18 protein-coding genes are annotated in these 22301 nt (G+C 66.5%); 8 read left to right on the top strand and 10 right to left on the bottom strand.

Going from position 1 to position 22301, the window contains the following annotated elements; genetic code table 11:
- Window positions 1-298: 298 nt before the first annotated feature.
- From H165_RS0105795 to gcl, 3 genes are all read right to left on the bottom strand, one after another.
- Window positions 299-1189, bottom strand: a complete 891-nt coding sequence (locus tag H165_RS0105795) for a 2-hydroxy-3-oxopropionate reductase (protein WP_017937966.1) — start codon at window positions 1187-1189, stop codon at window positions 299-301.
- Window positions 1190-1288: 99 nt separating this feature from the next.
- Window positions 1289-2071, bottom strand: a complete 783-nt coding sequence (gene hyi, locus H165_RS0105790) for a hydroxypyruvate isomerase (protein WP_017937965.1) — start codon at window positions 2069-2071, stop codon at window positions 1289-1291.
- Window positions 2072-2176: 105 nt separating this feature from the next.
- Window positions 2177-3952 (bottom strand): glyoxylate carboligase, encoded by a 1776-nt coding sequence (gene gcl / locus H165_RS0105785; protein WP_026146393.1) that lies wholly within the window; start codon window positions 3950-3952, stop codon window positions 2177-2179.
- Between the two features lie 326 nt (window positions 3953-4278).
- Here gcl and H165_RS0105780 point away from each other — a divergent pair, with 326 nt between their 5' ends.
- Window positions 4279-4719 (top strand): GlcG/HbpS family heme-binding protein, encoded by a 441-nt coding sequence (locus H165_RS0105780; protein ID WP_017937963.1) that lies wholly within the window; start codon window positions 4279-4281, stop codon window positions 4717-4719.
- A gap of 53 nt (window positions 4720-4772) precedes the next feature.
- Here the strand turns inward: H165_RS0105780 and H165_RS0105775 are convergent, their stop codons facing one another.
- Window positions 4773-5411: a TetR/AcrR family transcriptional regulator gene (locus H165_RS0105775; RefSeq protein WP_017937962.1), complete on the bottom strand. Its 639-nt coding sequence runs from the start codon at window positions 5409-5411 to the stop codon at window positions 4773-4775.
- A 220-nt stretch (window positions 5412-5631) separates the two neighbouring features.
- On the opposite strand from H165_RS0105775, the gene moaA reads away from it, so the two are divergent.
- The gene (moaA, locus tag H165_RS0105770) at window positions 5632-6627 is read left to right on the top strand and encodes a GTP 3',8-cyclase MoaA (RefSeq protein ID WP_026146392.1); all 996 of its coding nucleotides are present in this window, start codon (window positions 5632-5634) and stop codon (window positions 6625-6627) included.
- Window positions 6628-6733: 106 nt separating this feature from the next.
- Window positions 6734-8092, top strand: a complete 1359-nt coding sequence (locus H165_RS0105765) for an 8-oxoguanine deaminase (RefSeq protein ID WP_017937960.1) — start codon at window positions 6734-6736, stop codon at window positions 8090-8092.
- An 18-nt stretch (window positions 8093-8110) separates the two neighbouring features.
- On the opposite strand, the gene H165_RS0105760 is transcribed toward H165_RS0105765, so the two are convergent.
- From H165_RS0105760 to H165_RS0105750, 3 genes are all read right to left on the bottom strand, one after another.
- On the bottom strand, window positions 8111-9061 hold the full coding sequence (locus H165_RS0105760) for a hypothetical protein (RefSeq protein ID WP_017937959.1): 951 nt from the start codon (window positions 9059-9061) through the stop codon (window positions 8111-8113).
- A gap of 13 nt (window positions 9062-9074) precedes the next feature.
- Complete coding sequence (locus H165_RS0105755) at window positions 9075-10790, bottom strand: proline--tRNA ligase (protein WP_017937958.1); 1716 nt, start codon at window positions 10788-10790, stop codon at window positions 9075-9077.
- Between the two features lie 164 nt (window positions 10791-10954).
- Window positions 10955-12241: an OprD family porin gene (locus tag H165_RS0105750; protein ID WP_017937957.1), complete on the bottom strand. Its 1287-nt coding sequence runs from the start codon at window positions 12239-12241 to the stop codon at window positions 10955-10957.
- A 624-nt stretch (window positions 12242-12865) separates the two neighbouring features.
- Between H165_RS0105750 and H165_RS0105745 the strand changes: the two genes are divergently transcribed.
- A complete protein-coding gene (locus tag H165_RS0105745) occupies window positions 12866-13306 on the top strand; it encodes an HIT domain-containing protein (RefSeq protein ID WP_017937956.1) in 441 nt (146 codons plus the stop codon).
- Window positions 13296-13499: a SlyX family protein gene (locus tag H165_RS0105740; RefSeq protein WP_026146391.1), complete on the top strand. Its 204-nt coding sequence runs from the start codon at window positions 13296-13298 to the stop codon at window positions 13497-13499. The genes H165_RS0105745 and H165_RS0105740 overlap by 11 nt, the downstream gene beginning before the upstream one ends.
- Before the next feature lie 80 nt (window positions 13500-13579).
- Here H165_RS0105740 and H165_RS20080 read toward each other — a convergent pair whose 3' ends face one another.
- The gene (locus H165_RS20080) at window positions 13580-14179 is read right to left on the bottom strand and encodes a cold-shock protein (RefSeq protein WP_017937954.1); all 600 of its coding nucleotides are present in this window, start codon (window positions 14177-14179) and stop codon (window positions 13580-13582) included.
- Window positions 14180-14454: 275 nt separating this feature from the next.
- A complete protein-coding gene (locus H165_RS0105730) occupies window positions 14455-15930 on the bottom strand; it encodes a methyl-accepting chemotaxis protein (RefSeq protein WP_017937953.1) in 1476 nt (491 codons plus the stop codon).
- 232 nt (window positions 15931-16162) lie between these two features.
- On the opposite strand from H165_RS0105730, the gene hrpA reads away from it, so the two are divergent.
- Both hrpA and H165_RS0105720 read left to right on the top strand, forming a co-directional pair.
- The gene (gene hrpA / locus H165_RS0105725) at window positions 16163-20191 is read left to right on the top strand and encodes an ATP-dependent RNA helicase HrpA (RefSeq protein ID WP_017937952.1); all 4029 of its coding nucleotides are present in this window, start codon (window positions 16163-16165) and stop codon (window positions 20189-20191) included.
- 37 nt (window positions 20192-20228) lie between these two features.
- Window positions 20229-20753 (top strand): DUF3087 domain-containing protein, encoded by a 525-nt coding sequence (locus tag H165_RS0105720; RefSeq protein ID WP_017937951.1) that lies wholly within the window; start codon window positions 20229-20231, stop codon window positions 20751-20753.
- A gap of 16 nt (window positions 20754-20769) precedes the next feature.
- On the opposite strand, the gene H165_RS0105715 is transcribed toward H165_RS0105720, so the two are convergent.
- On the bottom strand, window positions 20770-21474 hold the full coding sequence (locus tag H165_RS0105715; RefSeq protein WP_017937950.1) for a glutathione S-transferase N-terminal domain-containing protein: 705 nt from the start codon (window positions 21472-21474) through the stop codon (window positions 20770-20772).
- A gap of 207 nt (window positions 21475-21681) precedes the next feature.
- On the opposite strand from H165_RS0105715, the gene H165_RS0105710 reads away from it, so the two are divergent.
- Window positions 21682-22119, top strand: coding sequence for an HIT family protein (locus tag H165_RS0105710; protein ID WP_017937949.1), 438 nt, complete (start codon window positions 21682-21684; stop codon window positions 22117-22119).
- Window positions 22120-22301 lie beyond the last annotated feature (182 nt).

Here is a 22301-nt window from a genome sequence, read left to right as displayed (position 1 = left end):
GCTCGGGCCGATTGCACTGCCCAGGGCTCGCGCCGGCAAGCACTGGGCGGTGGAATCGACCCACCCGGCCGGCGGGCCGTGACTCCGCCGGCCGGGAGGTCGAAAGGGGTACCACGCAGGCAGCGGGCTGCCTGTTGCCTGCGCCCGAAGGCGCAGGCGGGGAGAGGGTAGAAAGAGCCGCGAGCTCGTCCGGAACCTCGCGAGCCCGGCCCGCCCGGGCACCCGGCTTGTGGCCAGGAGCGGTCGGTTGCGCGCCGGGAGTGCCGGGCCTGCGCGAGGTCTGCCGGACGGGGCGGCCTTACTCCTGACGGATCGAGAAGTTGGCCATGTGTTCCAGTCCCTTGATCAGCGCCGAGTGGTCCCAGCCGCTGCCGCCCAGGGCCGCGCAGGTGCTGAACACCTGCTGGGCGATGGCGGTGTTGGGCAGGTTGAGGCCCAGCTCGCGGGCGCCGGAGAGCGCCAGGTTGAGGTCCTTCTGGTGCAGGGAGATGCGGAAGCCCGGATCGAAGGTGCCCTTGATCATGCGCTCGCCATGCACCTCGAGGATCTTCGAGCTGGCGAAGCCGCCCATCAGCGCCTCGCGCACCTTGGCCGGGTCGGCGCCGTTGCGGGCGGCGAACAGCAGGGCTTCGGCGACCGCCTGGATGTTCAGGGCAACGATGATCTGGTTGGCCACCTTGGCGGTCTGGCCATCGCCGTTGCCGCCGACCCGGGTAATGTTCTTGCCCATCGCCTGGAACAGCGGCAGAGCGCGCTCGAAGGCGTTCGGGCAGCCGCCGACCATGATCGACAGGGTGGCTGCCTTGGCGCCCACCTCGCCGCCGGATACCGGGGCGTCCAGGTAGGCGGCGCCGGTGGCCTTGATCTTCTCGGCGAACACCTTGGTGGCGGACGGGGAGATGGAGCTCATGTCGATCACCACCTTGCCGGCGCCGACGCCTTCGGCCACGCCGTTCTCGCGGAACAGCACGTCCTCCACCTGCGGGGTGTCCGGGACCATGATGATGATGAACTCGGCTTCCTGGGCGACTTCCCGAGGGTTGGCCAGGGCGATGGCGCCGGCTTCGAGCAGCTCAGCCGGGGCCGGGTCGTAGTGCTCGGAGAGGAACAGGGTGTGGCCGGCCTTCTGTAGGTTCTGGGCCATGGGCTTGCCCATGATGCCGGTGCCGATGAATCCGATTTTTGCCATGGGAGCGGTCTCCTGGTGTCGTGGTATAGGGCCGGGCCGCGGATGCCGGGGGCCCGCAGCCCGGACCCCTCTCCTGGGGGGGGAAGGAGAGGGGCGACTTCAGATTGCGTTGTGGGTCTTCAGCCAGCCGAGGCCGGCTTCGGTGGTGGTTAGCGGCTTGTATTCGCAGCCGACCCAGCCGGCGTAGCCGATGCGGTCCAGGTGCTCGAACAGGAAGCGGTAGTTGATCTCGCCGGTGCCCGGCTCGTGGCGGCCGGGGTTGTCGGCCAGCTGTACGTGGCGGATGACCGCGAGGTTGTCCTCCAGGGTGCGCGCCAGGTCACCTTCCATGATCTGCATGTGATAGATGTCGTACTGCAGCTGCAGGTTGGCGCTGCCCACCGCGGCGCGCAGTTCCAGGGCCTGTGCGGTGTTGTTCAGGTAGAAGCCGGGGATGTCGCGGGTATTGATCATTTCCATGACCAGGGTGATCCCGGCAGCCTCGAGCCGGTCGGCGGCGTACCTGAGGTTGTCGACGAAGGTCTGCCGAACGCTGGCGCAGTCATGGCCCTGCGGGCGGATGCCGGCCAGACAGTTGACCTGGGTGTTGCCCAGCACCCGGGCGTAGGCGATGGCCTGCTCGACGCCCTGGCGGAACTCCTCGACGCGCTCCGGGTGGCAGGCGATGCCACGCTCGCCGGCGGCCCAGTCGCCGGCCGGCAGGTTGAACAGCACCTGGGTCAGGCCGTTGGCGTCCAGGCGGGCTTTGAGCTCCTCGGCCGGGTAGTCGTAGGGGAACAGGTACTCGACGCCGCTGAAGCCGGCCTGGGCGGCGGCGGCGAAGCGCTCCAGGAAGTCCACCTCGGTGAACAGCATGGACAGGTTGGCGCAGAAACGGGGCATGGTTGGCTCCTTCGATGTGGCATCCCGGCCCGGCGGCATGCACCGGGCGGTTGAGCGGTAAGCGGTTGGCCTCTCCCCTGGCTCTTTCCCAGGGGGGGGGAGGGGTCAGTCCAGCAGGGCGATCGCGGTCGGCGCATCGGCGCCAGAGGCGGCCAGCTCCTCGAACTCGTTGATGGCGTTGATCTCGGTGCCCATGGAGATGTTGGTGACCCGCTCTAGGATCACTTCGACCACTACCGGCACGCGGTGCTGCTGCATCAGCTCGCGGGCCTTGGCGAAGGCTCCCTGCAGCTCGTTGGGGTCGAACACGCGGATCGCCTTGCAGCCCAGCCCCTCGATCACCGCCACGTGGTCCACGCCATAGCCGTTGATTTCCGGGGCGTTGACGTTGTCGAAGGACAGCTGCACGCAGTAGTCGATCTCGAAGCCGCGCTGCGCCTGGCGGATCAGGCCGAGGTAGGAGTTGTTCACCAGCACGTGGATGTACGGCAGGTTGAACTGCGCACCTACCGCCAGCTCCTCGATCAGGAACTGGAAGTCGTAGTCGCCGGACAGCGCCACCACCTGGCGGCTCGGGTCGGCCTTGACCACCCCCAGGGCGGCCGGGATGGTCCAGCCCAGCGGACCGGCTTGGCCGCAGTTGATCCAGTGGCGCGGCTTGTAGACGTGGAGGAACTGCGCGCCGGCGATCTGCGACAGGCCGATGGTGCTGACGTAGCAGGTGTCCTTGCCGAAGGCCTCGTTCATCTCTTCGTAGACCCGCTGCGGCTTGACCGGCACGTTGTCGAAGTGGGTCTTGCGCAGCATGCTGCGCTTGCGCTCGCGGCAGGCCTCGACCCAGGCGCTGCGGTCCTTGAGACGGCCGGCGGCCTGCCATTCCCGGGCCACCTCGATGAAGGCGTCCAGGGCCAGGCCGGCGTCCGAGACTATGCCCAGATCCGGGGTGAACACCCGGCCGATCTGGGTCGGCTCTATGTCCACATGGATGAAGGTGCGGCCCTGGGTGTAGACCTCCACCGAGCCGGTGTGGCGGTTGGCCCAGCGGTTGCCGATGCCGAACACCAGGTCGGACTCCAGCAGGGTGGCATTGCCGTAGCGGTGCGAGGTCTGCAGGCCGACCATGCCGGCCATCAGGCGGTGGTCGTCGGGGATGCAGCCCCAGCCCATCAGGGTAGGGATCACCGGCACGCCGACCAGCTCGGCGAACTCCACCAGCTTGGCCGAGGCGTCGGCGTTGATGATGCCGCCGCCGGCGACGATCAGCGGCCGTTCGGCGGCGTTCAGCAGGCTGATGGCCTTCTCCGCCTGGGCCCGGGTGGCGGCCGGCTTGATCAGCGGTAGCGGCTCGTAGGCGTCGATGTCGAACTCGATCTCGGCCATCTGCACGTCGAACGGCAGGTCGATCAGCACCGGCCCGGGGCGGCCGCTGCGCATCTCGTAGAAGGCCTTCTGGAAGGCGTAGGGCACCTGGCCGGGCTCCAGCACAGTGGTCGCCCATTTGGTGACCGGCTTGACGATGCTGGTGATGTCCACCGCCTGGAAGTCTTCCTTGTGCAGGCGGGCGCGCGGCGCCTGGCCGGTGATGCAGAGGATCGGGATGGAGTCGGCGCTGGCCGAGTAGAGGCCGGTGACCATGTCGGTGCCGGCCGGGCCGGAAGTGCCGATGCACACACCTATGTTGCCGGGCTTGGCACGGGTGTAGCCCTCGGCCATGTGCGAGGCGCCCTCGACGTGACGGGCCAGGATGTGGTCGATACCACCGAGTTTCTTGAGGGCGGCATACAGCGGGTTGATCGCCGCGCCGGGAATGCCGAAGGCGGTGTCGATGCCCTCGCGGCGCATCACCAGCACCGCCGCTTCGATTGCTCTCATTCTGGCCATTTTTTGTGCCTCTTTTGTTTTTAGATTGTATACAAAAAGTGCTTGCCGGATTCTATGCATGGCTCGACCGGGCGGTCAACCACTTTTCTGATCAAAGGTCGATAGATGGTTGATGGCCATGAAAAGCACAGCTTGCGTGGGTGTATGGCAAGCTGATGGCAAACATGTATACAAAAATAATTTTTATTGTATGTAAATATTGAATTTTTATGTATCGGATGGATACTGGGAAAATCCCTGTCAGGACGCCATCACGGGCGCACCATCGCCGCCCATGGCGGGGCCTGGGAATCCCCTATCCATTACAAGCAAGAGGCAGAAAGACGATGAGCACCCTGAATCTGGAAACCGCCACCGCCATCGCCCAGCGGGCCCTGGCGACCGGCCGCGAGCGGCGCGCTGCGCCTTTGACCACCGCCGTGCTAGATGTCGGCGGGCATCTGATCGTCCTGCTCCGCGAGGATGGGGCGAGCCTGCTGCGCCCGCAGATCGCCATCGGCAAGGCCTGGGGCGCACTGGCGCTGGGCAAGGGCTCGCGGCTGATCGCCGCCGACGCCCAGCAGCGGCCGGCGTTCATCGGCGCCGCGAACGCCCTGGCCGACGGCCGGCTGGTGCCGGCGCCGGGTGGGGTGCTGATTCGCGATGCGGCCGGGGCGGTGATCGGCGCCGTGGGCATCAGTGGCGACACCTCGGACATCGACGAGCAGTGTGCGGTCAGTGCGGTGGAAGCGCTGGGGTTGCAGGCCGACGCCGGGGTGGCGGCCTGAATGCGAAGGGCGGGGAGGGGGCCGCTTGCCGGCCTTCAGGGGGGGGGGGCGGATCAGGCGCTCTGCACCTGTTCCTCGCTCTCCGGCTCGGCTACCTCGCAGCCTTTGAGTACCAGGCGGATGATGGTCTCGGCGGCGGTCTCGTAGTCGCTGTCGTCCAGCCGTGCCTTGCCGGTCACCACCGAGATCTGCCAGTCGAAGTCGGCGTAGGTCTGGGTCGCCGCCCAGATGCTGAACAGCAGGTGGCGCGGATCGATCCGGGCCATCAGGCCCTGGTCCACCCAGCGCTGAATACAGGCGATGTTGTGGTTGGCCTGGGCGTTGAGCTGTTCGATCTGCTCGGCGGAGAGGTGTGGCGCGCCGTGCATGATCTCGCTGGCGAACACCTTGGAGGCATGGGGCAGCTCGCGGGAGATGCGGATCTTCGAGCGGATGTAGTCGCGCAGGACGTGGTAGGGGTGGCCGTCGCGGTTGAAGGGCGCCGAGGCGGCGAGCAACGGCTCGATGATGCTTTCCAGCACTTCGCGGTAGAGGTTTTCCTTGGACTTGAAGTAGTAGTAGACGTTGGGTTTCGGCAGGCCGGCCTTGGCGGCGATGTCGCTGGTCTTGGTGGCGGCGAAGCCCTTTTCGGCGAATTCCTCGCTGGCCGCGCGCAGGATCAGTTGTTTGTTGCGCTCGCGAATGCTGCTCATAAGCCCCGATGGTTCTCTGTATGGGCCGCCGCTGGGCGGCGAATGGCGGTTGGGCATGGTAGCACCGGGTTCTTCGGACGCTCAACCGCGCGGCCAGACGGCTCTTGCGGGAAAAATTTCCAACAGGATGTATACAAAATTCCCGCTTTCTGTTCTTATGGGCCATCCGTCCATGTCGCCGGAAGTCCCGTTCCGGCGCGTGCTGCGGCAAGACAACAAGATGCAAGACAAGGCTTTGCTCGACCCCTTCGGCCGGCGCATCACCTATCTGCGCCTGTCGGTCACCGACCGCTGCGACTTCCGCTGCACCTACTGCATGAGCGAGGACATGGTCTTCGCCCCACGTGCGCAGATCCTCACCCTCGAAGAGCTCTACAGCGTGGCCGACGCCTTCATCGGCCTGGGCGTGCGGCGCATCCGCATCACCGGCGGCGAGCCGCTGGTACGCCGTAACCTGGTGGACCTGCTGCGCCGTCTCGGCGCCCGCGAGGAGCTGGAGGATCTGTCGATCACTACCAACGGTTCGCAGCTGGCACAGCTGGCCGGCGAGCTGCGCGCCGCCGGTGTCAGCCGTTTGAACGTCAGTCTCGACTCGCTGCGCCGCGAGCGCTTCGCCGCCTTCACCCGCCGCGACCGTCTCGACCAGGTGCTGGCCGGCATCGCTGCGGCGCGCCGTGCCGGCTTTCGGCGCATCAAGCTGAACTGCGTGGTACAGAAGGGGCGCAACGACGACGAGGTGCAGGAGCTGGTGGCCTTTGCGGTGGAGCAGGGCCTGGACATCAGCTTCATCGAGGAGATGCCGCTGGGCAGCATTTCCAGCCACGAGCGCAAGGTGACCCTGTGTACCAGCGAAGAGGTGCGCGCGCGGCTGGCCGAGCGCTTCATGCTGCTGCCGAGCAGCTACCGGACCGGCGGACCGTCGCGCTACTGGCAGGTGGCCGGCAGCGATACCCGGGTCGGCTTCATCTCGCCGCACAGCCGCAACTTCTGCAGCGACTGCAATCGCGTACGGGTCACTGCCGAAGGCAAGCTGGTGCTCTGCCTGGGGCACGAGGGCGCCCTGGACCTCAAGTCGCTGATCCGCCGCCATCCCGGTGACGCCGGGCGGCTGCGCGCAGCGTTGATCGACGCGCTCAGGCTCAAGCCGGAACGCCACCATTTCGAGGCGGACCAGCAGGTGCAGGTGGTGCGCTTCATGAGCATGACCGGCGGCTGAGCGCCACCCGGCCGCCAATCCCGAAATCCTTCCCGCGCTTCGCGAGCCGCCTGGCGTTGCGCGGCGCAAGCCCCCTTTCCGTCTGCGCATCCCAGGAGGAGCCACCATGCCCAAGACTCTGCTCGTAAAGAACGCCGACCTGCTGGTGACCATGGACGGCCAGCGCCGCGAGATCACCCAGGGCGGCCTGTACGTCGAGGACAACCTGATCGTCCAGGTCGGACCCAGCGCCGAGCTGCCGGCCAGCGCCGACGAGGTGCTCGACATGCAGGGCCACATCGTCATCCCCGGGCTGGTCAACACCCACCACCACATGTACCAGAGCCTCACCCGTGCGGTGCCGGCGGCTCAGGACGGCGAGCTGTTCAACTGGCTGACCAGCCTCTACCCGATCTGGGCCGGCCTGACCCCGGAGATGATCGAGGTGTCGACCCAGACGGCGATGGCCGAGCTGATCCTCTCCGGCTGCACCACCACGAGCGACCACCTGTACATCTATCCCAATGGCTGCCGTCTGGACGACAGCATCCACGCCGCACGGGAGATCGGCATGCGCTTTCACGCCGCGCGTGGCAGCATGAGCGTGGGCCGTAGCCAGGGCGGCCTGCCGCCGGATGCGGTGGTGGAGAGGGAGGCGGACATCCTCCGCGAGTCGCAGCGGCTGATCGAGGACTACCACGACGCCTCCCATGCCGCCATGCTGCGCGTGGTGGTGGCGCCCTGTTCGCCGTTCTCGGTGAGCCGCGAGCTGATGCGCGAGGCGGCGGCGCTGGCGCGCCATTACGGGGTGTCGTTGCACACCCATCTGGCCGAGAACCTCAAGGACGTGGCCTACAGCCGCGAGAAGTTCGGCATGACCCCGGCCGAGTACGCCGAGGATCTCGGCTGGGTCGGCCACGATGTCTGGCATGCCCACTGCGTGCAGCTCGACCAGCCCGGCATCGAGCTGTTCGCCCGCACCGGCACCGGTGTGGCGCACTGTCCCTGCTCGAACATGCGCCTGGCCTCGGGGATCGCACCGGTGCGACAGATGCGCGATGCCGGGGTACCGGTAGGCCTGGGGGTAGACGGCTCGGCCTCCAATGACGGGGCGACCATGATCGGCGAGGTGCGCCAGGCCTTGCTGCTGCAACGCGTCGGCTTCGGCCCGGACGCCATGACTGCCCGAGAGGCGCTGGAGATCGCCACCCTGGGCGGCGCCAGGGTGCTCAATCGGGATGACATTGGCGCGCTGGCGCCGGGCATGGCGGCCGACTTCGTGGCCTTCGACCTGCGGCAGATCGCCTTTGCCGGGGCGCTGCACGACCCGCTGGCGGCGCTGGTGTTCTGCGCGCCGACCCAGGTGTCGCACAGCGTTATCAACGGCAGGGTGGTGGTGCGCGACGGTCAGCTGACCAACGTCGATCTGCCCCGGTTGCTGGAGCGCCACAACCGGCTGGCGCGGCAGCTGGTGAGCGGCGCCTAGGGCGCCGCTGGCGGGGAATCAGTTGACGCCGGGGTCGGCGGCCAGGCGGCCGGCGTCGCGCAGCAGGGTCTGCAGGAATTCCTGCTGGAGTTCCGGGTCGTTGCGGGTCAGCTCGATCAGGCTCTGCTCCAGCTCGCTGGCTTCTTCCTCCAGGCCCAGCTCGGCCAGGCGCTTGACCCGGTGCACCCACTGCTCCACGTCGTCGTCTTCCAGATCCTCGTAGATCAGGTCGTGGGCCTCGCGCAGCTTGCCGCGCAGGGTCCGGCTGACCGCCAGGGTGGCCTCGGCACGGACGTTGTCCTGCGGGTCCTCGACGCTCAGCTGGAGGGTGCCGATGCGCCCGACGTCCTGGTCGGCGAAGGGGCTGTCGAGCAGGTTTAGGCGCAGGATGCCGTTGTGATCGGTGCTCAGCTCGTGGGTTTCCTTGCCGGCCTTGACCAGCACCGGGCGTTCGGCCCAGGGCAGACTGGTGTGCTCGGTGCGCTGGTCCAGCTGCTTTTCCTCGATCCGTGCCAGGTTCTGCTGGGAGCGGCCGTTGGACTGTACGTTCATGAAGGGGTTGAGGCCGTCGATGCCGTAGCCGAACCAGCCGTGGGTGACGCTGTCCGGCAGGTTGCCGAGGGCTACGATGTTGACCAGGTTGGCGGCGACGCCGGCGACTATCGCCACCGCGCCCAGGGGGATCTCGTAGAGCTCGCGCCAGGGCTGGTAGGGAGTGTAGCGGTCGTAGCGGCGGGTCACCTCGTACTCGGTGACCTCGAAGGTCTTCTGGTCGATGACCCGGATGCGCCGCTGCGGCAGCTCCAGAATGCGGGGTTCGCCGGTCTCGATCACCAGATGGTGGTCGAGCAGCTTGCGCTCGACACGCTCCTCGTGCTCGCTGCGTTGCGGCAAGTGGTTGGCGCAGGCGCTGAGCAGCAGGGCGCCGCACAGGGCGGCGCCGAGGCGAAGGGGACTGGGTGCGAACATGATGGCTCGTGGATCAGCGCGCGACGCGGCCCTGGATGAACGACAGGATCTCGGCGAGGGGGACGAGCTGCGGCTCGGTCTCGCGCCGGCTCTTGTACTCGACGTTACCGTCGGCCAGGCCGCGATCGCTGACCACGATGCGGTGCGGGATGCCGATCAGCTCCATGTCGGCGAACTTGATGCCGGGGCTGGTCTTCTTGTCACGGTCGTCCAGCAGGACCTCGAAGCCGGCGGCGGTGAGGTCCGCGTAGAGCTTGTCGGTGGTGGCGCGGACTTCCTCGTTCTCGTAGCGCAGCGGCACCAGGGCGATCTGGAAGGGCGCCAGCACGTCGTTCCAGATGATGCCGCGTTCGTCGTGGTTCTGCTCGATGGCGGCGGCCACCACGCGGGAGACGCCGATGCCGTAGCAGCCCATGGTTAGCACCGTCGGCTTGCCGTTTTCATCCATCACCGTGCAGTTCATCGCTTGGCTGTACTTGGTACCGAGCTGGAAGATGTGGCCCACCTCGATGCCGCGGCGGATCACTAGGGTGCCCTTGCCGTCCGGGCTCGGGTCGCCGGCCACCACGTTGCGCAGGTCGGCGACTTCCGGCAGCGGCAGGTCGCGTTCCCAGTTGACGCCCAGGTAGTGCTTGTCGTCGATGTTGGCACCGGCGGCGAAGTCGCTCATCAGCGCCACCGAGCGGTCGATGATGCAGGGGATCGGCAGGTTCACCGGGCCCAGGGAGCCGGGCCCGGCGCCGATGGCGGCGCGGATCTCGGCTTCCGAGGCGAACACCAGGGGGCTGGCGACCTTCTCGTGGTTGGCTGCCTTGATCTCGTTCAGCTCGTGGTCGCCGCGGACGATCAGGGCGACCAGGGTGCCTGGCTCGGCACCATGCACCACCAGAGTCTTGATGGTCTTCTCGATGGGCAGGTTGAAGCCTTCCACCAGGTCGGCGATGGTCTTCACGTTGGGGGTGTCGACCAGGCGCATCTCTTCGCTGGCGGCGGCGCGTTCCTTCTCCCGCGGGATGGCCTCGGCCTTCTCGATGTTGGCGGCGTAGTCGGAGCTGTCGCTGAATACGATGGCGTCCTCGCCGGACTCGGCCAGGACGTGGAACTCGTGGGAACCTGTGCCGCCGATGGAGCCGGTGTCGGCCTGCACGGGGCGGAAGTCGAGGCCCAGGCGAGTGAACACGTTGCAGTATGCCTGGTGCATACGGTCGTAGGTTTCCTGCAGGGAGGCCTGGCTCAGATGGAAGGAGTAGGCGTCCTTCATGATGAACTCGCGTCCGCGCATCAGGCCGAAGCGCGGGCGGATCTCGTCACGGAACTTGGTCTGGATCTGGTACAGATTGATGGGCAGCTGTTTGTAGCTGGACAGCTCGTTGCGCATCAGGTCGGTGATGACTTCCTCGTGGGTCGGGCCGACGCAGAAGTCGCGGTCGTGGCGGTCCTTCACGCGCAGCAGCTCGGGGCCGTACTGCTCCCAGCGGCCGGACTCCTGCCACAGCTCGGCGGGCTGGATGGCCGGCATCAGCACCTCGATGGCGCCGGCGGCGTTCATTTCCTCGCGGACCACCCGTTCCACCTTGCGCAGCACCCGCAGACCCATGGGCAGCCAGGTGTAGAGGCCCGAGGCCAGCTTGCGGATCATCCCGGCCCGCAGCATCAGTTTGTGGCTGATGACCACGGCATCGGCAGGGGTTTCTTTCAGGGTGGAGAGCAGAAACTGACTGGTACGCATGGTTGACCGCTGTATCTCGGTGACGAAAAGGGAAGGAAGCTGGCCGGCATTGTACGGGGACTGTCCAGTGGCGTACAGGCGCGGGCTCGCTCAGCCGTCTAGGGGCAATAAGAAAAGCCCGGCATTTGCCGGGCTTTTCCACGTGTCGAGCGGAGAGCTGGAAGTTACAGGATTTCCAGCGGGTACTCGATGAACAGGCGCCACTCGTTCAGGTCGGTGCCGAAACGGTTGTCGGTACGATAGATCGAGTTGCGTGCCTTGAAGGACAGGTCCTTGGCCGGGCCGCTCTGGATGGTGTACTTGACCTGGTTGAAGAACTCACGCTCCTTGGCGTCGCTGTCGTTCGGCACCTTGATGTCGTAGCCGTAGACATAAGCGGTCTTCCAGCTCAGCCCCGGAATGCCGTAGCCACCGAAGTCCAGCTCGTAGCTGGCCTGAACGGATTTCTCGTCAGCGTTGTTGAAGTCCGAGTAGTAGGAGTTGGCTACCCAGATCGCGCTGCCGCCGTCGCCCATGTCGTAGGCATAGCCCACGTCGCCGCTGTTCTGCTGGTAGGCCAGGATGAAGGCGTGCGGGCCGGTGCTGTACTTGCCGGCCAGGCTCCAGATGGTGTTGTCGTCACCTTCAAGGCCGTTTTCGAAGAAGGCATTGGCAGTGGTGTCTTCGTCGTACTTGGTTTTGTAGATGTTGAAGTCGAAGTTCAGGGCGCGATCTTCGCCCAGCGGGATGTTGTAGTTGATGTTGGCGTACTTCTTCTTGTAGACGTCTTCGACGTCGGAGAAGTACAGAGCGATGCTCAGATCGTCGGTGATCTGGTAGCTGCCGCCGTAGACATTGATGCTTTTCAGGTCGCCTTCGTCGCTTGCCGGAGACCACATCGGGCTGTCCTGAGTGAAGCGGCCGACGTTCAGTTCAAGCCCTTCGATCTCGCTGCTGGTCAGCAGGGTGCCCGTGAAGGACTGCGGCAACAGGCGGGAATCGTCATAGGCCAGAACCGGCAGTTCCGGCATCTGGTGGCCGTACTTCAGCACGGTGTTGGAGGCGCGGGCTTTCACCGCGGCACCGGCTTGGGACCACTCGTCTTTCGGGGGGAGTACGCCTTTGCTGTTCGGCGTGCCTTCGGTGTTCAGCATGCCGCCCAGGTTATGGTCGCCTGCAGTGCCGGCACCGCCATCCAGTTTCACGCCCAGCAGGCCGAAGGCATCAATGCCGAAGCCGACGGTACCCTGGGTGAAACCGGACTCGAAAGTGCCGATGAAGCCCTGAGCCCAGACCTTCTGGTCGGCTGTGCCCTTGTTGTAGTCGCGGTTCCAGTAGGTGTTACGCAGCAGCAGGTTGGCGCTAGCGTCTTCCACGAACCCCTTGGACTCGGACTGCGCGCTGGCGAAGGCGAGTTGGGTGCTGCCAGCGGCGACGGCTGCAGCGATTAGGCTCCACTTCATCACTTGCATGGTGATTGCTCCTTTGGTTTAGAAGAGTTGTGCTGCCCATCTAGTTGTTGTTCGGGCGGCTCTGCGCGGGCTAACGTATAGCACGTCAGCAATAATCGCGATAGTTGTTGTTTCCTGGTTGCGAGTTTTGCCCGGAGTTGTCGCAAAAATGGATGGGCTCCGTCGCAATTTCATACTTTTCCGAATTCGCGTTGTCCCCGTGGTCTCGCTTTTCCTCGGCTTTTCAACATCTAAGCTGCTGTAAGCACAGGTTGGAGGACGGATCTTTCATTACCGCAGGCCCGAACTTTTCGCGGCTAGATGAGATTGATTGTCAAATCCGGATTTTCGTCCTTGCGCGCCTGAGCTTTCAGCGTTCGGCCCCTTGCTCAAGCAAAAGACGTGCACAAATCGTTCCTCCCGGTATTTTTCGCCCGTTTTTTACCCGCGATCTCCAGGTTCGTCCATATGGGAGGCGCCGGAAAGTGCGTGGGTGCACGGATTGCAGGCCGGATTTTTCCGGAGCGCCCTTTTTTGGTGCGCGTTTTTCCGGGTGCTCGGCCGACGGCTCACGGTTATCCTGATGCAACGTGACCGGCGGTGCTGACGCCCGCGCCGATCCATTGTCTATCAGGAGGGAGTTCGATGTTCGTTCTTGATTCGCGACTTGCGCAGGACACCCTGCCGGTGGGTGACTTTCCGCTGTGCCGGCTGCTGCTGATGAACGAGGCGCGTTATCCCTGGTTCATCCTGGTGCCGCGTCGTGAGGAGGTCAGCGAGATCTTCCAGCTGGATCTCGCCGATCAGCGCCAGCTGTGGCAGGAAACCGCCTTCCTGGCCGAGACGCTCAAGGACACCTTCGGGGCGGACAAGATGAACATCGCCACGCTGGGCAACGTGGTCAGCCAGCTGCACATGCACGTCATCGTGCGGCGGCGCAGCGATGCGGCCTGGCCGGCTCCGGTGTGGGGCAAGTACCCGCCCGAGCCTTACAGTGCTGAGCAGATCGCCGAGATCCGCTCCAGGCTGCGTCTGGTGCTGACCGAGGATTTCCATTTCATCGAGGAGGCAGGCCGTGAATCTTGAAGATCGGGTGACCGAACTGGAGAGCCGCCTGGCGTTTCAGGATGACACCATCCAGGCCCTGAACGATGTGCTGGTGGAGCAGCAGAAGCTGCTGGAGCGCCTGCAGGTGCAGCTCACCGCCCTGGCCAAGCGCCAAGAGGAAATGGGCTGGCTCGACGGGCCTCAGGACGAGGCGCCGCCGCCCCATTACTGACGTGGATGAGCGCTTTTTGCCGGGCAAGAAAAAGGCGGCGGGGATGAACCCGCCGCCTTTTGCATTTCCGTCCGGTGCGATCAGCGCCGTGCGGCGAGGGGCACCACGTCCTCGGCCTGCAGGCCCTTGTCGCGCTGCATCACCGAGAACTCCACGCGCTGGCCCTCCAGCAGGATGCGGTGGCCTTCGCCACGGATGGCACGGAAGTGCACGAAGATGTCGTCGCCCGAGTCACGGGAGATGAAGCCGAAACCCTTGGAGGTGTTGAACCACTTCACGGTGCCGGTCTCGCGCTCGCCGATCGGCTGTTCGCTGGCGCCGGTGCGGCGCTGCAGGCGCAGGTTGGCGGCAAGGTGCAGCACTACGGCGAGCACCACGGTGAGCAGGGTGAGCAGCACGGCCGGCTGGCCGCCGATCACCGGCAGCGGGGCGAGCAGAATCAGGCCCTGCAGCAGGGCGGCGAACACCAGCATGGCGGACACCAGGCCCTGCAGCTGGTGACGGGCACCGGCATGCCGGACCGGCAGCAGGGGCGCCAGGAGCAGGTTGAGCAGGCCGATCAGTGCCAGGTAGAGCGCATCGGGTTGTTGCAGGTAGGGTAGGGATTCGGCGTGCAGACTGGGGACAAAGGACAGCAACAGGGCCGTAACGCCCGTCAGCAGGTGGACGATTTTCAACATGGGGTATGAACTCGCTTGAAAGATGCATTGCGGTAGTAAGAGCGAGCGTGACGCTGGCGCCTGTGAACAAGAGGGCGTGCGCGGACTGCGCGGCGTCAGGCCCGGCACCGTAGGGCGAACAGCAGCCGTGCGGCACCGGGCTATTTAACCGCAAAGCGTAAGGCTACTCAAATCAAGCGCTTAGAGCCTGTTCGCGGTTCCCTGAAGTGGTGGTGCGGTCTTTCCGGCTACCTGGGGAAAGGTTTCCGGAAGGACCGCGACAGCGGCAGATGGAATCAGAGCCTGAGCTTGCCGATGGCGGTGCGCAGTTCCTCGGCCAGCTTGACCAGCTCGGCGCTGGTGGAGGCGGATTCCAGGGTCTGCTGCACGGTCTGCTCGGTGACGTCGCGGATGCCCACCACCGAGCGGGTCATCTCCTCGGCCACCTGGCTCTGCTGCTCGGCGGCCACGGCGATCTGCACGTTGCTCTGGCGCATCGCCGAGACCGCCTGGGCGATGGTCGCCAGCGCCTCGCCGACCGCATTGGCCTCCTGCACGCACTGGTCGGCCTTCAGCGAGCTCTCCTGCATGAACTCCACCGCATCGCGGGTGCCGGACTGCAGCTTGCCGATCACCTGGGTGATCTCGTCGGTGGAGGTCTGCACGCGCTTGGCGAGGTTGCGTACCTCGTCGGCCACTACCGCGAAGCCACGGCCCATCTCGCCGGCTCGGGCGGCCTCGATGGCCGCGTTGAGGGCCAGCAGGTTGGTCTGCTCGGCGATGCCGTGGATCACCTCGACCATGCTGCCGATCATCCGGCTGTCCTCGGCCAACTGCTGGATCATCTCGGCGGTCTGCTGAACGCCGGTGGACAGCCCGGCGATGGCGTTGCCGGCGCGCTGCGCCACGTCCACGCCGACGCCGCACAGGCGCTCGGCCTCGGTGGATTGGTCGCGGGTGTCGGCGGCGTGCTGGGCGATGTGGTGCACGGTGGCGGACATCTCGTTGATCGCCGTGGCGGTCTGGTCGGTCTCGCTCTGCTGGCCGAGCATGCCGCCACGCACCTGGTCCATGCCGGCGGCCAGGCGCTTGGCGCCTTCGTCGAGATGGGCGGCGGCCTGGGCGACGATGCCGACGATCCGCTGGTAGCCGGTCTGCATGGCGTTGAAGGCGCCGGCCATCTGGCCCACCTCGTCCTGGCTGCTGACTCGGGCGCGGGCCGACAGGTCGCCGCTGCGTTCGGCGTGCAGCATGGTGTCCTTGAGGTGGTTGAGGTTGGTGAGGATGAAGCGGATCAGCAGCTGCGAGGCGGCCAGCAGGGCCAGCATCAGCACGAATACGGCCAGCGCGTAGGCGCCGGCGCGCTCCTGGAATATCTCCCAGAGGCTCGGGGCGTGGGCCAGCACGGCGACTTTCTGGCCGGCAGCGGTGTCGCCCACCCAGGCGCCGACCAGCGGCCGCGCGCCCCACACCCGCTCGTTCTCCAGCTCCACCCAGCCGCGGGCGCGGACGAGGGCAGCGGCCTGGCTGGCCGGCAGGGCCGGGCGGCCGACGGACAGGTTCAGTACATCCGCCTGCGCCGGCAGGGTTGCCTGGTTCCAGGAGGCCAGCAGCTCTGCGTGTGCTCTGGCGGCCGCGCGGGCATCCTCGATGCGCCCGTCCTGCTCCAGCAGCATGGCATAGAGCACGAGCAGCAGGGTGGTGGTGAAGGCCACCAGGTTGACGGCCCAGAACTTGTACTTGAGGGAAAGATTGCGGATCCAGGTGCCCATAACGCTGATGTGTACTCTCGGTAATGGCAGCAGGCCATATTCTGCCGCGACGATGAGGCGGCCCGTTGATCAGTATCAACCGTGCCGCGAGCTCTGCCTTCTATAGCGGTCGCGACGCCAGGATCTTTAATGTGATTTTCGCCGATCTGCGGCTGCTGCGGCGCTCTGGCGTCCCATCGCCGGGCCGAATCTGCGACAATCGCCCCCCTTTTTTCGTCCAGCCGCATGCGCAATGACCGATATCGACGCCCTGTTGAAGAACCTCGACCGCGCCCTGATCGCCGATCGCCATCGCCTGCGCCGCCAGCTCCACGAGCTGCGCAAGCAGCCCGACGAGGCGCGCCTGGGGCAATGGCTGGAACGTTTCCAGGCGTCCTGCGCCAAGGTCGAGGCGCGCCGCCAGAGCGTCCCGGCGATCCGTTACGACGAGGCCCTGCCGATCGCCGCCAAGCGCGACGAGATCAAGGCGGCGCTGGAGAAGCATCAGGTGGTGGTGGTGGCCGGCGAGACCGGTTCGGGCAAGACCACCCAGTTGCCGAAGATCTGCCTGGAGCTGGGCCGCGGCCGTCACGGCATGATCGGCCACACTCAGCCGCGCCGGCTGGCGGCGCGCAGCGTGGCCACGCGGGTCGCCGAGGAGCTGGGTTCGCCGCTCGGCGAACTGGTCGGCTACCAGGTGCGCTTCGAGGACCAGAGCCACGACGGCACCCTGATCAAACTGATGACCGACGGCATCCTGCTCGCCGAGACCCAGCACGACCGCTTCCTCGAGCGCTACGACACCATCATCGTCGACGAGGCCCACGAGCGCAGCCTGAACATCGATTTCCTGCTCGGCTACCTGAAGACCCTGCTGCCGCGCCGCCCCGACCTCAAGCTGATCATCACCTCGGCGACCATCGACCTGGAGCGCTTTTCCAAGCATTTCGACGATGCGCCCATCGTCGAGGTGTCCGGACGCACCTACCCGGTGGAGGTCTGGTACCGGCCGCTGGCCGCCGAGCTGGACGAGAACGGCGAGCCGCTGATGGACGACCTGAGCGTCGACCAGGGCATCCTCGCCGCGCTGGAGGAGATCGCTGCCCACGAGCGCGCCGAGGGCAAGCGCCCCGGCGACGTGCTGGTGTTCCTCCCCGGCGAGCGGGAGATCCGTGACTGCGCCGAGGTGCTGCGCAAGGCCAACCTGCGCCACACCGAGGTGCTGCCGCTGTATGCCCGGCTGACCCCGGCCGAGCAGCAGAAGATCTTCCAGCCCATGCCTGGGCGCAAGATCGTCCTTGCCACCAACGTCGCCGAGACCTCGCTGACCGTGCCGGGCATCCGCTACGTGATCGACTCTGGTACCGCGCGCATCAGCCGCTACAGCTACCGCGCCAAGGTCCAGCGCCTGCCTATCGAGGCCATCTCCCAGGCCAGCGCCAACCAGCGCAAGGGTCGCTGCGGGCGCGTCGAGCCGGGCATCTGCATCCGCCTGTACAGCGAGGAGGACTTCCTCGGCCGCCCGCAGTTCACCGATCCGGAGATCCTGCGTACCAACCTGGCGGCGGTGATCCTGCAGATGCTCCACCTGCGTCTCGGCAGCATCCAGGAGTTCCCCTTCATCGAGCCGCCGGACGGCAAGGCGATCAGCGACGGCTTCAACCTCCTGCAGGAGCTCTCCGCGGTCAATCGCGAGGGCCAGCTCACCCCGCTGGGCCGCCAGCTGGCGCGTCTGCCCATCGACCCGCGGCTCGGCCGGATGATCCTCGAAGGCGCCAAGCTGGGCAGTCTGGAGGAGGTGTTGATCGTCGCCAGCGCGCTGTCCGTGCAGGACCCGCGAGAGCGCCCGCTGGAGCGCCAGCAGGCCGCCGACCAGGCCCACGCGCAGTGGAAGGACCCGGACTCCGACTTCGCCGCGCTGATCAACCTCTGGCACGGCTTCGAGGCGCAGCGTCAGGCCCTGGGGTCCAACGCCCTGCGCAGCTGGTGCCGAAAGAACTTCCTCAACTACCTGCGCCTGCGCGAGTGGCGCGACGCCCACCGCCAACTGGTGCTGATCGCCCGTGAACTCAAACTGGGCGGCGAGCCTCGCGCCGGGCAGGGCGACAAGACCGCCCCGGCGCCCGCCGGCAAGAAGGCCGCGCCGCCGGCACCGACTACGGATGGCCGGGTCAACGCCATCGCCCGCCAGCAGGCCGAGGCCGGCGAGGCGGCGCAGCGCGCGCGCAACTACGCCGCGGTGCACAAGGCGATCCTTGCCGGCCTGCTCAGCCAGATCGGCCAGAAGAGCGAGGAGGGCGACTATCTGGGCGCCCGCCAGCGGCGCTTCTGGATCCACCCGGGCTCGAGCATCGGCCGCAAGAAGCCCAACTGGGTGATGGCCGCCGAACTGGTGGAGACCACCAAGCTGTTCGCCCGCATGGTGGCGAGGATCGAGCCGGACTGGCTGGAACCCCTGGCCGGCCATCTGGTGAAGAAGAACTACCTGGAGCCGCACTGGGAGAAGAAGCGCGGTCAGGTGGTGGCCTACGAGCAGGTTAGCCTCTACGGGCTGATCATCGTCGGCCGCCGCGCCGTGCACTACGGCCCCCACGACCCGGTCGTCGCCCGCGAGCTGTTCATCCGCGAGGGCCTGGTGCGCGGCGAGATCAACAGTCGCGCGCGCTGCCTGGTCGCCAACCGTCAGCTGCTGGAGCGCCTCGACGAGCTGGAGGCCAAGGCGCGCCGCCGCGACATTCTCGCCGACGAGGAAACCCTGTTCGCCTTCTACGACGCACGCCTGCCGGCGGACATCTACCAGACCGCGACCTTCGAGAATTGGTACAAGCGCGAGACTGCGAAGGATCCGCAGCTGCTGATCATGCGCGAGGAGGACGTGCTGGCCCGCGAGGCCCGCGAGGTCACCGCCGCCCAGTATCCGGACAGCCTGGTCCTCGGCGAGCTGCAGCTGCCGTTGTCCTACCACTTCGAACCGAACCACCCGCGCGATGGGGTCACCCTGCGGGTACCGGCCCCCCTGCTGCCGCAGCTGCCAGTGGAGCGTCTGCAGTGGCTGGTGCCCGGGCTGATCGAGGCTAAGTGCGTGGCCCTGGTGCGCAACCTGCCCAAGGCGATCCGCAAGAACTTCGTGCCGGTGCCCGACTTCGTCGCCGCCGCCCTCGAGAGGATTCCCTTCGGCGAGGGCCGCCTCAGCGAGGCGCTGGGTCGCGAGCTGCTGCGCATGACCGGGGTGCGGGTGCCCGAGGAGGCCTGGGCCGAGGCGGAAGCCGAACTGGACGAGCATCTGCGGATGAACATCGAGGTGGTGGACGCCCGCGGCAAGTTCCTCGGCGAAGGCCGCGACCTGGCCGAGCTGACCGCGCGCTTCGCCGAGGCCAGCCAGGCGGCCCTGGCCATTCCCCAGCAGGCCGGGGAGCAGCAGCCGGTGGCCGCCCGGGACTTCGCCCAGGTGGCGGAAAAGGCCCAGCAAAAGATCGCCGGGCTGTCCATGACGGTGTTCCCGGCCCTGGTGGAGGAGGGCGGGGTGGTCAAGGAAGGCCGTTTCCCGACCCAGGCCGAGGCCGACTTCCAGCACCGCCGCGCCCTGCAGCGCCTGCTCCTGCAACAGCTCGCCGAGCAGGCCAAGTACCTGCGCGGCAAGCTGCCGGGGCTCACCGAGCTGGGCCTGCTGTACCGTGACATGGGGCGTGTCGAGGCCCTGGTGGAAGACATACTGCTGGCCAGCCTGGATGCCTGCATCCTCGAGGGAGAGAAGACGCTGCCCCGCGATGGCGCCGCCCTGGCCAGCCTGGCCGAGCGCAAGCGCGGCGACTGGGCCGCCCATGCCGAGCGCCTGGCGCGTCTGGTGCTGGAGATCCTCAAGCACTGGCATGCCTTGCAGAAGCGCTTCAAGGGACGCATCGACCTGGCCCAGGCGGTGGCGCTCAACGACATCAAGGCGCAGCTGGGCAACCTCGTCTACCCGGGGTTCGTGCGCGAGACGCCGGCACAATGGCTGAAGGAATACCCGCGCTACCTGAAGGCCATCGAGCAGCGCCTCGACAAGGTCGGCGCCCAGCTGCAGCGTGACCGGGTATGGAGCGGCGAACTGGCCGGCTACTGGGAGCAGTACCAGGCGCGCCTGAAGAAGCACCAGCAGGAGGGCAAGCGCGACCCCAACCTGACCCTCTACCGCTGGATGCTGGAGGAATACCGGGTGTCGTTGTTCGCCCAGCAGCTGGGCACTCGCCTGCCGGTTTCCGACAAGCGCCTGGCCAAGCAGTGGGCCCTGGTGGAGCCCTGAATCCCCTTAGGTTCTTCGTCAGCAGTCGAGGATAGGCATGTTCGAAATCCAACCCATGAGCCCCGAGCGCTACCGTGAGCAGACCCGGCGCATCGCCCTGCTGGTCACCGCCATCTTCCTGGTTCTCGGCATGCTCTGCGCCACCTGCGCCGTGCAGCTGTTCGGCACCCCGGGCGGCGACAACCTGCTCTGGAACCTGGGGGGAGTGCTGGTAGGCCTGGCGCTCACCGTGGCGGTGGTGCGCATCAGCCTCTGGTCACAGCCGTGGATGGCCCCGGCGGTCTACGGTTGGCGCCTCAAGCGCAGCCTGATGCGCGTCACCAACCAGATGCACCAGGTCAAGGCCGGGGTGGCCGCCGGCGATGCCGAGGCCATGAAGCTGTTGCGCTTCTATCATCTGGGGCTGACCCAGATGCACCAGCTGGACGGCAACCTCTCCGAGCTGAGCCAACTGGTCCGGGAGATCGATGGCCACCGCGAGGCCATGGAGGCCCGCGGCCTGGATCCCGAGCAGAAGCGCCTGGATCCGGCCTGGCTGGAGGCCGTCAAGCGCTTCAAGTAGCCTGCGCGGTGGCGCTTCAGTCGCGCTTGGGAATGTTCAGGCCGCGCTGCACCGCGGGGCGCGCTAGGAAGGCTTCGAGCACTCGCCGCACGTTGGCGAAGCGTTCGAAGCCCACCAACTCGCCGGCCTCGTAGAAGCCCACCAGGTTGCGCACCCAGGGAAAGGTGGCGATGTCGGCGATGCTGTAGTCATCGCCCATGATCCACCGCCGGCCTTCCAGGTGGCGGTCGAGCACCCCGAGCAGGCGTGCGGACTCCTGGACGTAGCGGTCGCGAGGGCGCTTGTCCTCGTAGTCGCGGCCGGCGAACTTGTGGAAGAAGCCGAGCTGGCCGAACATCGGGCCGATGCCGCCCATCTGGAACATCAGCCACTGCAGGGTCTGAAAGCGAGTCGCCGGCTCCCTGGCCAGCAACTGCCCGGTCTTCTCCGCCAGGTAGATGAGGATGGCGCCGGACTCGAACAGCGCCAGCGGCTGGCCGTTCGGGCCGTTGGGGTCGAGGATCGCCGGGATCTTGTTGTTCGGATTCAGGGACAGGAACTCCGGCGACAGCTGCTCGTTGCGCTCGAAGCTGACCAGGTGGGCCTCGTAGGGCAGGCCGGTTTCCTCGAGCATGATGGACACCTTGACCCCGTTGGGGGTGGGCAGAGAATACAGCTGCAGGCGCTCGGGGTGGGTGGCGGGCCATTTGCGGGTGATGGGGAAGGCGGACAGATCCGGCATGTGAACTCCCGAAGACGGACGGACGAAGCGCACAAGATAGCGGGCCACGCCCGTCGCCGGCCAGCCCGGCCATGCCTCGGTGCCCTGCAGTGACGTCCATGCGTCCATGGCCGGTGCCGGCGCGGCGCTCCTACGCTCGTAGCGTTTTCCCCGCGACCGGAAGCCGGTATGGTTGGCACTTTCGAACCCTGGTACGGAAGACCTCCCATGAGCCTGTACGGCGAATACGATCCGCAGAACATCTTTGCCCAGATCATTCGGGGCGACGCGCCCTGCTACAAGCTGTACGAGGACGACGACGTGCTCGCCTTCCTCGACCTGTTCCCGCAGTCCCGCGGCCACACCCTGGTGATCCCCAAGAAGGCCCAGGCCCGTAACCTGCTGGAAATCGACGCTGACAGCCTGAGCAAGATGATCCTCACGGTGCAGAAGCTGACCCGGGTGCTGGTGGACGAGCTGCAGCCGGACGGCGTGCAGGTGGCGCAGTTCAACGGCGCCCCGGCCGGGCAGACGGTGTTCCACATCCACATGCACATCATTCCCCGCTACGCCGGCGAGGGACTGGGCATCCATGCCGCCGGCAAGGCCGAGGCGGCCGAGCTGGAGGCCCTCCAGGCGCGCATTGTGGCGCGGCTGAACGGCTGATCCGCCGCCGCTGCGAAGAGGGCGTTCCGGGTGGCCGGCACGCCCTTTTTCATGCCCTGCGAACAGGAAACTTCCTTGGAATCAGGGTCTTGCTAAGCCTGTTGGAGACTTCTTATAGTCCGCCGGCATTTCATGGCCCATCTTTGCCGTGTGCGCGGATGGCGAGATGGGTTTTTCATCGG

Source organism: Pseudomonas thermotolerans DSM 14292 (assembly GCF_000364625.1).
Lineage (GTDB): Bacteria > Pseudomonadota > Gammaproteobacteria > Pseudomonadales > Pseudomonadaceae > Aquipseudomonas > Aquipseudomonas thermotolerans.
Note: the sequence above shows the minus strand (reverse complement) of the source record. Positions and strands in the feature narration are given on the sequence as shown.